Source organism: Ignavibacteriales bacterium, from assembly GCA_026390775.1.
Classification (GTDB): domain Bacteria; phylum Bacteroidota; class Ignavibacteria; order Ignavibacteriales; family Melioribacteraceae; genus Fen-1258.
Genome location: JAPLFF010000007.1, coordinates 400,959 through 413,715 on the forward strand (window position 1 = coordinate 400,959; position 12,757 = coordinate 413,715).

The following is a 12,757-nucleotide window of genomic DNA, read 5'->3' on the forward strand; positions in this document are numbered from 1 at the left end:
AAAAAATAGAATATAAAAACCCCGTGATGAGCGGGGTTTTTAATTTAGCGACAAACATCCTTATTTAACAATTATCTTTACCAAATCAGTTTCTAAAGTTTCTTTAGGTGTTTCAACTATTCTTCCAATTTCTTTATCATCCCTAATAAAAATAATAGTAGGTACTAATTTGATATCGAGTTTTTCAACAAGATTATCCGGAGCTGTTTTATTTCTATCAACACAAATCACAGTTAAATTTTTTGTGTTGAAACCGACTTGGTCTAATATTCTATAGAATCTTGGTATTTCTCTTCTGCTGTCGCTGCACCAGGTACCCATTACAATTGTAATTTTCACATCTTGAAGTTTTTTTGAGAATCTTACTACTGCTACAGAATCAGCCGGGTAATAATCATATTCTGAATTGAACCACCATGAAAAATTTGAATCGGCAAATGCGGTTCTATCACAGAGACCGATAAGCATCGGTTTGCCGGATTTTTCCTCCGTAACCAATTTGTTTTTTTCTTGAGCGTAAATTACTGCGGATAGGATCATCAATAAAAGAAAAAACTTTTTCATCACTACCTCTATTTAGAATTATTCGATTTGCGAACGTCAAGTCCCCAATACAATTTATTGCGTAGGATTTCAAAATAGTTGGTACGGTTGGAATGAATTAATCTGACCGGCTGTTTATTTTTTTCTATTGTAAGTTGAGCCGGTGAATTAAAAAAGTTAACGCGCTGTCCGTCACAGCTTACTTGAATTTTTTCGGAAGGTGAATTAACCATCACTGTTATTTTTTGTCCGCTTGAAATAACTAATGGACGCATTGTAAGAGTATGAGGAGCTATAGGACTGAGTGTAATCACATCAGCTTTAGGGTTCACTATCGGTCCGCCTGTTGACAATGAATAGCCGGTAGAGCCTGTAGGTGTTGCAATTATCAAACCATCTGCTGAAAAAGTAGAAACATAATCATCATCAACTTTTATCGTCAGCTCAATCATTTTTGGCCAAGGACCTTTATCAATTACAATATCATTGATCGCGTATAATTCATCATTAACCGATCCTGAGCTTTTGGCAATCAAAGCCATTCTTTCTTCAATTGTATAATTTTTTGTTTTTATATCGTGGAGAAGTTCGGAAAAACTGGTAAGATCGAACTCAGCAAGGAAACCAAGTTTACCAAAATTAACTCCAATGATAGGAGTACTTGAGTTCCTTACTTCAAACGCTGTGTTTAACATTGTACCATCACCGCCGATAGATACTAGCATATCGCAGTTCTTACTTAGATCAGTGTAAGATAAAAACTTAGCTGCATTGTCAAATTCATTTTTATATTTTAAGATAGAATCGCTTAAGATGAAGTCGAATCCGTTTTGTTGAAGTTGCACAATGATTTTCTTTACGATACCAAGAATATCGCTTTTCGAAGTATTTGGAATTATCCCTATTGTCATTTTGATCTTTCTCTATTCATTTCCCAAAGTTTGCAATACTTTGTAAATACATACGAAGATGAGAACACAGCCAGTATCAATCCATGAAGTCCGTCAAGAAATCCTAATCGAAAGATATACATTTTGCAAAAAAGAAAAATTGGGCGGATGAGTATGTCTATAACAGTTGCACGTTTACCTTTTTCGAATAGTTCCTTAGCTGCAAGTGAAGTATAAGAATTGTATTTAGTGAAGTAATGTTCAATTGAAGGATCGGTATAATGATTAAGATCATTTTGGAGTTTGCCAACAACTCCTTCAACCTTTAGATGCTCGTGAACTTCTTTTTCATTGAAAAACACAAATTTTTTATTGAAGAGTCTTGTAACACGTGAAGGATACCAGCCGCTGTGTTTAATCCATTTACCAAGGAAAAATGCTCTTCGCGCTACATCGTAAGCATGATACTCAAGTGCAGACTGTTTGAATTGTTTCAGTTCTTCAGCTAGATCAGAAGTAATTTCTTCATCGGCATCAATCCAAAGAACCCAATCAAATTTTGTTTTAGATAAAGCATAAATTTTAGTTCCGGCAAATCCTTTCCATCCTACAATCTCGCAGTTAACATTTTGGAATGATGATGCAATCTGTTTTGTTTTATCAGTCGTTCTTGAGTCAACAATAACAACAATATCATCAACAATATTTACCTGGCTTTTGATACAGCGATTAATATTGGCTTCTTCATCGCGTGCAATTATTATGGATGATATTTTAATGTTTTCAGCCATCTTAAGTTTAATCTGCCTTTGTGTTTTTTAGATCTGATTTACAAAGATCGAGTTAGTAAGAGTAACAACAAAAAGTGAAATTAATTCTAAAATAATTTTATCAATCGTTTTAATTCCGGTGAAGTGTTTTGTAATCATCTAATCTCTGAATTGTAATTCATATAATTTTTTATAAATGCCATTTACTTGAGAAAGAAGTTGCTCATGTTTTCCATCCTGAACAATTTTACCGCGGTCAAGTACAATTATTCTGTCTGCATTTCGAATTGTGCTTAGACGATGTGCAATAACAAATGTAGTGCGGTCGTGCATTAATCTTTCAATAGCTTCTTGAACCAATACTTCCGATTCATTATCAAGAGATGATGTTGCCTCATCAAGTATCATTATAGGAGGATTCTTTAATAATGCACGGGCTATTGAGATTCGTTGACGCTGACCACCGGAAAGCTTTGTTCCCTTCTCGCCAATGATAGTATTATAACCATTCGGTAGTTCTAGAATAAAATTGTGCGCATTAGCAGCTTTTGCTGCGGCTATTAATCTTTCTTCAGAGCAATCATCTAATCCATAAGCTATATTATTGCGGGCGGATTCATTGAAGAGGACGGTTTCTTGTGTAACAATTCCCATAAGCTTACGCAGATCTTCAATTCGTATAGTACGAATGTCAATTCCATCTAACAAAATTCTACCATCTGCTGGATCAAAGAACCGGGGCAATAAATCTGCAAGAGTTGTTTTACCTGCACCACTGCTGCCTACAATCGCTAATACCTTTCCCTTCTTAACTTGTAGATTGACCTTATCCAGAACCAGTTCTTCAGAATCATCATAATGGAATGATACATTAAGGAATTCGATCATATCTTTAAATTTAGTAACAGATACAGGTGATTCGATATTTTTTATTCTTGGTTCCGTATCAAGGATTTCAAAAACTCTTTCTGCAGCTGCGCTTGATTCTTGAATTCTATTATTAACGCTGCTTAATTCTTTTATTGGAGGCATCATTTGAAAAATGGCAAGTAGAAATACAATAAACTCGCTTGCGTTAAGAGTTTTATTAACAAGGACAAGTTCGCCACCGTAATAAATCATTGCTACACCAAGTACAACACTTAAAAATTCGGTTACGGGCGATGCAGTATTTCTAACACGTGCCATTTTCAGTACTAATTTGAAATAATTTTGTGTTTGAGTTTTAAATTTTTCATTCTCGTAGTCTTCCATTCCAAACGCTTTTACAATTTTTACACCTGTAATAGTCTCATGTAATAATGTAGTTATATTCCCCATCTTTTCTTGAAGCAGTCCGCTTTGTTTTCTAAGAATTAGACCGATCCAACTAATTATTCCAATAGTAGGAGGCAAAACCAGAAGCGAAAAAAGTGTTAACCGCCAGCTTATTGACATTGCCAATCCGATAAAAAATAAAATTGTAAGAGGTTCACGAATCATATTTAGAAAAACTGCAGAAACGCTAGACTGAACTACGTTAACATCATTAGTTATTCTGGAAATTAAGTTACCCGTCTTTTCGTTCTTGAAATAGCTCATCGGCAATTTATGCAAATGTATATAAGATTGATTCCGTAAATCACGGATCATTCCCTGTTCAACATAAGCAAGGAAGTATGCTTGTAAGTATCCAAAAATATTTTTTAGAAAGAATGCGAGCAAAATTAAAAAACAAATTTTAAGGAGAATTTCCCTTTCGGTCCCGCTAAAAACATAATTTTTAAACGAGTCGGTAATTTCGGTTCCAATTTTTGAAAACCAATTACTTACAGGATTATCTACTGTGTGGGTGATTGTCTTAGACTGTAACTGTAAAGCGCCCTTCTCTTGAAAAAGTGTGCTGAGTAAAGGGCTCAACATATAAACGGAGACTGTATTGAGAAGAGCATATAGAATCGAAAAAAACACCGACGCAGATAAATGTTTCCGGTAAGGTTTAACATAAGAAAGAACTCTTTTGTAGGTAGTCATCTAATTCTCACATTGGAAGATTATTTATACCGCATCCGCCGTATATTGAAATTGAATTCAATAATTTATCTCGAGTATAATCATAAACTGCAATTTGGGCTATATCTTTTAAGCGCTCATCAAAAAATAATAACTTTCCATGAACTAATACATTTTCGAAACGAAATCCGGAAAAAATTTTGACAATTTTCATCTTAAAAGCATCTATTATGATTAATTCCCCGGTTTTTTCCGCTTTAACACCTTTAGAATCAACAGTCAGGTTATCAGTAATTAAGAAAAGGTAATTCCCATTTTCAGACCAACGTGCATCGTTAATATTTCTTTTTGTTGTAACTACTAATTCTTCGGAATGCTGTTTTAGATTTTTTAAGTAAATATTTGATTCGCCATCTGATCGAACATTTCTAAATTGGAATTCCTTGTTCGGTGAATATTCAACCGGGTTTCGTCTTGGGACGGAAGGAAATCCATGTTTGAGTATATCAAATTTTCTTTTTTGAATCGAACCCAGTTTACCATTTATATCAAATGGATAAATATTTTGTATTACAATTTTAGTATTAATAGAATCTAACATAGAAAAATTAACCTTAAACGTATCGCTCGATTCCCAATATGTATAAAGCTGAACTCCATCGCCCGGTTCAGCAAGTTCATCTGCTTGATCAATGGCCCTATTCAAAAAATAAATTTTTGCTTCATGAATATACGTGAACCCGTTTTGTCTTTCGTAACCAAGCACGGTTGTAATGAATGCGCTTTGATTATCAATCGAATTATTTAATGAAATTACTTTCCTTTCCCATTTACTCCACTCAATTGAACTTTGTTTTGTTAATAAATTGTAACTATAAACCGATGGTCTTCCTATATACTTTGCAACAAATAATACATTTGTGAAAACATCATCCACCGGTTTTCCGTTTTGTACTATTTTGTAATCTTTAATTAATGAATTAGAATAAATATCAAAAGCAGTTTCACCCGCTTCAAACGAAGAGACAAAATCGCCGAATAATAGTTGGAATTTATTTTTAACAGTTTTCTCAATTCTTAATGATGAATTTAATTTGCTTTCCAGAATGGGTTTTAGCTTAACAGCTTCTTCTTCAGTTTTGAATTCACCAAGTAAGATTGAATATTTAATTTTAGTGTTTAGGTCAATATCATGGTCAGATTTGGTACATTTATTCAAGATAAGAACCATAAAAATAAATGAGATCAATATTTTATAACGATTACGGTTCATGATCTAAAGATAAGAAATGTGGATTCAATATTAACCGCGCGGATGATGATCTTTGTGTTCTTGTTTTATATAATTCCGGTCAACATGTGTATAGATTTGAGTAGTAGAAATATCCGCGTGCCCTAACATTTCTTGAACAGCTCTTAGATCGGCTCCTCCTTCTAAAAGATGTGTCGCAAAAGAATGCCGGAAAATATGAGGATGAATATTTTTACTTATGCCTGCTTCTTTTGCATAATGATCAAAGATTTTCCAAATCCACATGCGTGAAAGTTTTGTACCGCGTTTATTTAGAAATACAAAATTCTGACTCTTAGTTTTTTTCTCTAAGTGCGGTCTTGAACGAATTAGATACTCCTTAATCCAATTTATTGCACTGCTTCCAATTGGAACTATTCTTTCTTTTGAACCTTTACCTAATACTCTTATTACTTCATCATCAAAAAAAAGATCGTTTATTTTTAGGTTGAGAAGTTCAGATACACGTAGACCTGAAGAATAAAATGTTTCGAGAATTGCTTTATCACGCAAACCTGTTGTATCACCTGTCTGCGGTGCATTAAGGATCATCTCTACTTCCGGTAGAGTTAATACAGATGGCAGCTTACGAGCTTTTTTAACTCGAGAGAGTTTTTCTGTTGGATTTTTTTCGATGTAACTGTTGTTTTCTAAGAATCTAAAAAAACCTTTAATGGAGGACATATAACGAGCTGATGTTGCGCTGTCTGCACCAGACTTTCGCTGACGTTCAAAGAATTTTGCAATTATGTTTGATGTAACTTCACTAAAATCTTTTACTTTGGTTTCAGAGAGGAATGTTAAAAATTTTTGAAGATCGTTTTTATATGATTTAGTAGTATTCTCGGAAAGATTTTTTTCGTAACGAAGAATAGTTAAATATTCTTTTAGAAATTCCTCCATCGCATTTATTCTTCACTCTTAGTGTTTTCCAATTCCTCTTGCTTTGGATATCTAATTCTCTTGTGCTGATGACCAACGAGAATACTTAAAAACGATTCTTTAATTTGTTTGATATCCTTAAACGTAAGCGGAGCTTCATCAAGTTGTCCGTCATCTATTCTGCTGTTGATCAAATTGTTAATAACATTTTCAATTTTTTGTGAATCGGCTTCATTTAAAGAACGTACAGTTGATTCACACGCATCAGCCAGCATAACGACTGCCGTTTCTTTTGTGTTCGGCTTTGGTCCCGGATAGCGATAATCATTCAAATCAACCTTAGCTTCTCCATACAACTCTTTTGCTTTTTCATAGAAATAAGATATTATCATTGTACCGTGATGCATCGGGATAAAATCTATTACCTCTTTTGGAAGTGAATAATTTTGACCCAATTCAATTCCCTTTTTAACATGATCTAAAATAAGTTTAACACTTCTTTCCGGAGATAATTGCTCATGAATATTTTTAGAATCAATCTGATTTTCAACAAAACTTTCCGGGTCAATCGTTTTGCCTATATCATGATAATATGCGCCAACACGTGCAAGTGTAGAATTGGCTCCAATTGCTTCTGCAGTAGTTTCAACAAGTGTTCCAATAGTAATCGAATGATTAAAAGTTCCGGGTGCGCTCTTGGCTAATTCTTTTAATAACGGCTTATTAAAATCTGTTAATTCCAGCAAAGTTAAATCTGTAGTGATTTTAAAAATCCTTTCGACAAAAATTATAAGACCATAAGTTAAAACCGGACTCATCAAAGCATTCGAAATAGCAAAAGCAAAAGAAGAGAGGAGTTGATTAAAAGAATCAAATCTTTCAAAGCCAAAGGCAATAATACTTAATGCATAACCGATAAAGATATAAAGAAATGAACGGAAAATTTGAGTACGATTCTTAATATCACGTACAGTAAAAGCTGCAAGTCCGCCAGCGATGATATTGGTTAGAGCAAATGCATAGTCGTTACCGCGTAGACCTCCTACTATTAGAGAAATAATTACAGTTCCATAAAATCCTACACGTGAATCGAAAATAATTGTTAACAGCATTGATGCAACGGGAACAAGTACGAGAAATTCTACAGGTGAAGGAACATCAAGTTGATAAATAAGAAAAGTTAAAAAACTTATGAATAGAATAATGCAGGCGATGAGAACTATTTTAAGGTTATCGCCATAAATTCTTTTTCTGAAAAGAACGATATAAATAATGAACGGTAATAGAACAATCAGAATATGTAAAAACTTACCGAAATTTTGAGAGAAGCGTTCCCAGTATCCGGTTCCCTGCCCTTTTGCAATTTTATATGAATCTATTTTTAATTTTACATCAGGAGTAATGCGGTCATGTTTTGCAACAATGCGTTCGTTTTCATTGACTATACCGACATTTGGCGGAACTTTATCTTTTGCATTTTGAACAGCTGCATCTGTTAATTGCCTGCTAAAAACCAAGTTCGGTTTAATAAAATTAGCTATGTATTCCTCAATAGCAACATTTAATTCCGTATCACTGCTTACGTTTCCATTTAGATAGAATTGAATAAAATTATTTACAGAATTACGATCCAGATAATTTGTCTTGGGAAAAGCGTTTTCAAACTTGCCGTCTCTTAATGCAATGCTGTCTCTTGGAATATCTTTATAGCTAACACTAAGCAGTCCGCGTTGATAAATCTTATTTAATATTTGTGAAGCATTACTAAAAACTTGTGTGATCGAGGAAATTCTTGATCCGGTAAATGGTTTTTGTTTATGTGTAAATTTATAAAAAGTAGAATAAGATCCATCGCTAAGTAATTTAGTTGAGTTTTGAGCATTATTGTTTTTAGATAACACTTTGGTAAGAAATAAATTTGAATCTTTCAGTGAATCCAAATACAATTTTTCTAAACTGATATCTCGGAGAAAGATAGGAAGTATTGCTCTGGCAACTTGAATTTTTTCTCGTTCATAAGTCTTAAGATCTTTTAAGATTTCAAAAGTGGTTGAAGAAATAAGATCTTCATGAATCCAAACGGAGCCAACCGTAACTTCAGATTCAATTGATTCACCCCTTGGAAACATTAATACTATTAATAAAGCTGTAATAAGAATGATCGCAAACTTAACGTGTAAACTAGATCTTAATTTTTCAACCATTTTTGAATTCATCATATTATTTTTTTGAATGAAGAAGCATTTTCAAAAATTCTGCAACTCCATCTTCATTGTTCGATCTCTTAGTTACAATATCTGCCATTTTTTTAGTTCAGGAATAGCACTTGCAACGGCAATCTTTAGAGCGTCTGTATCAAAGAGTGATTTATTATTATACCAATCACCAATTACAACTAAGATTGTGTAAAAATAATGATTTCAAAGTTAATTGAGGCAAATTCTTGTGATGATTTCAAATTATTATTTTCACCACGTTTTGTTGAGGGTGTTTATTAGAATTGATTAAAGTAGTTGCAATCCTCTATAAATTCTCTAATTCTTTTAATGCTTCGTTTACAGTATTACAAACATGAAGGACTCTATCAAGCTGAGAAATTTCAATAAGAGTCTTAACATTCTTTGTCGGAGAAGCAATGCGAATATGACCTTCATTTGATTGGAGAATTCTAAAAGCCAGTAGGATAGCACTTAATCCCGAACTGTCGCAATAATCAACTTCGGAAAGATCAATAATAAGTTTTTTTACATCTTCAGTATGAAGAAGTATGGTAAATTCACCTTCTACAAATCCGGCGATGGAAGCATCAAAACGCTTTTCATTTAACTTAAAAATTGCGCTATCGCCTATTTTTTTTAATTCGTAATTGAAATTCTCGCTCATCTTTCGCTACTATAAAGTATAATTTTACACCTCTAATCTACAAATTCGGTTAAATAATCCCAACGTTTTTAATTAGAACATTTGTAGGTAATTTAAAAAATTTTTATATGAGATTTCAGAATCACCTTGTTTACCAACTATTTGAAGGTTGTAATAACTTTCAGACAGCTCTTTTACAAAACTGATACGGATTTTTGATTTTACAATATTAGAAATCGCACTGAAAAAAATATTTTCAGAACGGTTTAGATCAATAACTACATCAAATTCTTTTGTATTAAGTCTCGCAACAAGACTTTTTTCAGGCAAATGAAATCTTGAAACTTGGTGCGGAAGAAAAGAAATAAATTTGTATTTCTCTTTATCGGGGATCAAATTGTATTTATGTTCAGGTAAAAACAATGTTATCACTTTTTTCTGGTTTTGATAATATTTTAATATTTCAAGAGTATGATAAAAATCTTTGTCAAAACTCGGCATTACAAAAAAGAAATCTTTTGCACTACTTATGACGTTGTTATAAGTAAGTTGTTCGATATTTTTGCGCAAATATTTTCTTTTTACAACAAAATGACCAATCTTTCGTTTTATTCCTTCAAACATTTTTCATTCTTCAATCAATTCTAAAAATTGTTCTTCTGAGAGTATTTCAATCCCGAGTTTTTGTGCTTTATCCAACTTAGAACCGGCACTTTCACCGACTATTACATAATTAGTATTTTTACTTACTGAAGATACAACAGAACCGCCATGATTTTGTATTTTTTCTTTAGCTTCTTCTCTCGACATAGTAGCCAGCGTTCCGGTTAATACAAATGATTTACCTTCCAAACGGTCAGATTTTTTTAACTTCCCTCTTGAAGCAAGAATTAATCCCGATTTTTTTAACTTTTCAATTATTTTTCGATTTTGAGAATTACTAAAAAATCTGATTACACTTTCACTTATGCTTGGTCCAATTTCATGAATTGCTTCAATATTATCTTTCGTAGAATTCATTAATTTTTCGATCGAAAGAAAATGATCTGCTATTTTATTTGCAGCACCTGAACCGACATATCTAATTCCTATTGCAAATAAAACTTTTTCAAATGGTTTTTGTTTACTTGTTTCAATTGCATTCAAAAGATTATCAATACTCTTTTCACCTAATCGTTCGATATTAATCAATTCTTCCCTTTTTTCTTTAAGTAGATAAATATCTGAGTAATCTTTTAAGTAACCTAAATCCACAAATAAATTTATCAATGCTTCTCCCAATCCTTCAATATCCATTGCTCCACGTGCTGCGAAATGTTCAATCTTTCCTTTTACTTGAGCAGAACATAAATTGTTTTCACAATAAACAGCAACTTCTTCTTCCGGCTTAAATAATTTTGATCCGCATACCGGGCATTTTAATGGAATTTTTACTTCAACAGAATTTTTTAATCGTTTAGAAAGATCAACAGATACAACCTTTGGAATTACATCTCCGCCTTTTTCTATTATAACCCAATCACCTTCACGAATATCTTTACGTTTTATTTCATCAATATTATGAAGCGTTGCGCGACTTATTGTAGAACCGGCAAGTAAGATAGGTTCCAATTCGGCAACTGGTGTTAAGGTTCCTGTTCTTCCTACTTGCCAAGTGATCTTATTTAATTTTGTATCTGCTTGTTTTGCTTTAAACTTAAATGCAACTGCCCATCTTGGAGATTTAGCTATGCTGCCAAGTATCTTTTGATGTTGTAATGAATTTACTTTTATTACAACTCCATCTATCTCATAAGGTAATTCCGATCTTCTATTTTCCCAATTCTTACAAAAAGTTAAAACTTCCGATAAATCTTTACACAATTTGAAATTATTATTTACTCTAAAACCAAGTTCATTAAGAAGTTTTAAATTTTCATATTGAGATTTTAATTCTTCATTCTCTGAATAAAAATAATATAGAAATATTTGAAGAGGACGTTTCGCTACGGTCTGGGGATCTTGTAATTTCAATGTGCCGGCTGATGAATTGCGCGGATTAGCAAATGTTTTTTCACCGTTCAACTCGCGTTCATCATTCAATCTATTGAACGCTTCCATCTCCATATAAACTTCGCCACGAACTTCAAAGTTTGATAATTTTTTTTTGATTAAAGACGGCTTTTTAATTATTAAAGGTACCGCACGAATTGTTTTAACATTATTAGTGACCTCTTCTCCAACTGTACCATCGCCTCGTGTCGCTGCAACATTTAGTCTACCATTTGTGTAACGTAAACTAACTGAAAGACCGTCAATTTTCAGTTCACACACATACTCGGGTGTTTCCTCTTTAGGCAATCCTTCGCGCACCTTTCTGTCAAAATCATATAATTCTTCTTCACTGTAAGTGTTAGATAAACTCAACATCGGAATTTTATGCTGAACCGGTTTAAATTCTTTTGTTAGATCAGATCCGACACGCTGCGTTGGAGAATCTGGTGTAATTAATTGGAGATGATCCTTTTCGAGTTGGATCAATTCATTTATGAGTTGATCATATTCAAAATCGGTAATTGATGGTTGAGCAAGAACATGGTAATTGTAATCATGTTCTCTAATAAGCTCGCGAAGTTCTTCAATTCTTTGTTGAGGATTTTTTTTCATTCTTTGATTGAGGAGCTATTGTAAAATAGCGGATATTATCATGAGTAATAAAAAGATTTCTTATTTCACCCAACTTGCCGACATTTTCAATTTGTTTGTTATTAAAAAATATTTGTACTAGACCGGCATTACCAACACTTACATTGAAGCTTTTGGTTGAAGCAAAATTTAATCTTGTGTTTGCTTGAACTATATTCTGATGAACAGTTTTGCCATCCGTCGTAACTTTAATCCAAACACGTGCAACTGCAAACACTGATAAATGCAGACTATCAGGTGCAAGTGCCGATTGATCAACAAATCCGGAAGTTTGAGATTGTGATGATTTATCAATTTCAAATCGTTGAGTGTTTTCTGTACTAGTTTCCTGATCAAATTTTTCTTGAATTATTTCGGGTGATGAATTTCTAATAAACGCAAAGTAAACAACAATCAGTGCTACAAATAATATTGATCCGCCAATAATATAATTTAGTTTCAAACTCTTGGCCGCTTTTCCCGGCCCTAAAGTTGTTGGTTGAAGTACTTCAGTTGAATCAAATTCTTTTGTCTCTGATGTTTCATGTAAATTAACAGGATCTTCTCTATTTGCATTTTCCAATTGCGGCTGTGGTTTTTCTTCAGGTTTACCCAATCTTGCAATATCAAATTTTTGTAATACTTCTTTAGAATTGAGATCAATAGTTTGAGCAAATTCCCTTATGAAAGCACGTATGTAAATTTCGGGAAGAACATCAAAGTTTGCATCTTCAATTGCTTGAAGAAATTTAAGATCAATCTTGGTTTTTGCTGATACTTGAGATAGAGATATTTCTTTAACTTCGCGGGCAGTTTTTAATTCATCAGCAAATTTTTTTAGAGCCTCTGTTGCCATTGAGTTA

11 protein-coding genes are annotated in these 12,757 nt (G+C 33.0%); all 11 read right to left on the reverse strand.

The annotated features are described in order from the left end of the window. Positions 1-60 precede the first annotated feature (60 nt). The 11 genes from NTZ27_07030 to NTZ27_07080 all read right to left on the reverse strand — a co-directional run bounded on the left by NTZ27_07030 (position 61) and on the right by NTZ27_07080 (position 12,750). Positions 61-564 (reverse strand): thioredoxin family protein, encoded by a 504-nt coding sequence (locus NTZ27_07030; protein ID MCX6174483.1) that lies wholly within the window; start codon positions 562-564, stop codon positions 61-63. Between the two features lie 8 nt (positions 565-572). Then, complete coding sequence (locus NTZ27_07035) at positions 573-1,454, reverse strand: NAD(+)/NADH kinase (protein ID MCX6174484.1); 882 nt, start codon at positions 1,452-1,454, stop codon at positions 573-575. After that, positions 1,451-2,224: a glycosyltransferase family 2 protein gene (locus tag NTZ27_07040; protein ID MCX6174485.1), complete on the reverse strand. Its 774-nt coding sequence runs from the start codon at positions 2,222-2,224 to the stop codon at positions 1,451-1,453. The genes NTZ27_07035 and NTZ27_07040 overlap by 4 nt, the downstream gene beginning before the upstream one ends. Before the next feature lie 138 nt (positions 2,225-2,362). Next, on the reverse strand, positions 2,363-4,216 hold the full coding sequence (locus tag NTZ27_07045; GenBank protein MCX6174486.1) for an ABC transporter ATP-binding protein: 1,854 nt from the start codon (positions 4,214-4,216) through the stop codon (positions 2,363-2,365). A 7-nt stretch (positions 4,217-4,223) separates the two neighbouring features. Continuing rightward, entirely contained in the window at positions 4,224-5,468 is a 1,245-nt protein-coding gene (locus tag NTZ27_07050) for a hypothetical protein (GenBank protein MCX6174487.1), read from the reverse strand. Positions 5,469-5,498: 30 nt separating this feature from the next. After that, the gene (xerD, locus tag NTZ27_07055) at positions 5,499-6,389 is read right to left on the reverse strand and encodes a site-specific tyrosine recombinase XerD (GenBank protein MCX6174488.1); all 891 of its coding nucleotides are present in this window, start codon (positions 6,387-6,389) and stop codon (positions 5,499-5,501) included. Between the two features lie 5 nt (positions 6,390-6,394). Then, on the reverse strand, positions 6,395-8,587 hold the full coding sequence (locus NTZ27_07060; GenBank protein MCX6174489.1) for an HDIG domain-containing protein: 2,193 nt from the start codon (positions 8,585-8,587) through the stop codon (positions 6,395-6,397). Positions 8,588-8,891: 304 nt separating this feature from the next. Continuing rightward, positions 8,892-9,251 (reverse strand): STAS domain-containing protein, encoded by a 360-nt coding sequence (locus NTZ27_07065; GenBank protein MCX6174490.1) that lies wholly within the window; start codon positions 9,249-9,251, stop codon positions 8,892-8,894. Positions 9,252-9,323: 72 nt separating this feature from the next. Next, complete coding sequence (locus tag NTZ27_07070; protein MCX6174491.1) at positions 9,324-9,854, reverse strand: hypothetical protein; 531 nt, start codon at positions 9,852-9,854, stop codon at positions 9,324-9,326. Positions 9,855-9,857: 3 nt separating this feature from the next. Next, entirely contained in the window at positions 9,858-11,876 is a 2,019-nt protein-coding gene (gene ligA / locus NTZ27_07075; GenBank protein ID MCX6174492.1) for an NAD-dependent DNA ligase LigA, read from the reverse strand. After that, positions 11,848-12,750 carry a DUF4115 domain-containing protein gene (locus tag NTZ27_07080; protein MCX6174493.1) on the reverse strand — a complete coding sequence of 301 codons (903 nt, stop codon included), beginning with the start codon at positions 12,748-12,750 and terminating at the stop codon, positions 11,848-11,850. The genes ligA and NTZ27_07080 overlap by 29 nt, the downstream gene beginning before the upstream one ends. Between the last annotated feature and the right edge of the window lie 7 nt (positions 12,751-12,757).

Excerpts from the sequence above, each read along its gene's own strand:
- NTZ27_07030 (MCX6174483.1), bottom strand. The coding sequence starts at position 564 with ATGAAAAAGTTTTTTCTTTTATTGATGATCCTATCCGCAGTAATTTAC.
- NTZ27_07035 (MCX6174484.1), bottom strand. The coding sequence starts at position 1,454 with ATGACAATAGGGATAATTCCAAATACTTCGAAAAGCGATATTCTTGGT.
- NTZ27_07040 (MCX6174485.1), bottom strand. The coding sequence starts at position 2,224 with ATGGCTGAAAACATTAAAATATCATCCATAATAATTGCACGCGATGAA.
- NTZ27_07045 (MCX6174486.1), bottom strand. The coding sequence starts at position 4,216 with ATGACTACCTACAAAAGAGTTCTTTCTTATGTTAAACCTTACCGGAAA.
- NTZ27_07050 (MCX6174487.1), bottom strand. The coding sequence starts at position 5,468 with ATGAACCGTAATCGTTATAAAATATTGATCTCATTTATTTTTATGGTT.
- xerD (MCX6174488.1), bottom strand. The coding sequence starts at position 6,389 with ATGGAGGAATTTCTAAAAGAATATTTAACTATTCTTCGTTACGAAAAA.
- NTZ27_07060 (MCX6174489.1), bottom strand. The coding sequence starts at position 8,587 with ATGATGAATTCAAAAATGGTTGAAAAATTAAGATCTAGTTTACACGTT.
- NTZ27_07065 (MCX6174490.1), bottom strand. The coding sequence starts at position 9,251 with ATGAGCGAGAATTTCAATTACGAATTAAAAAAAATAGGCGATAGCGCA.
- NTZ27_07070 (MCX6174491.1), bottom strand. The coding sequence starts at position 9,854 with ATGTTTGAAGGAATAAAACGAAAGATTGGTCATTTTGTTGTAAAAAGA.
- ligA (MCX6174492.1), bottom strand. The coding sequence starts at position 11,876 with ATGAAAAAAAATCCTCAACAAAGAATTGAAGAACTTCGCGAGCTTATT.
- NTZ27_07080 (MCX6174493.1), bottom strand. The coding sequence starts at position 12,750 with ATGGCAACAGAGGCTCTAAAAAAATTTGCTGATGAATTAAAAACTGCC.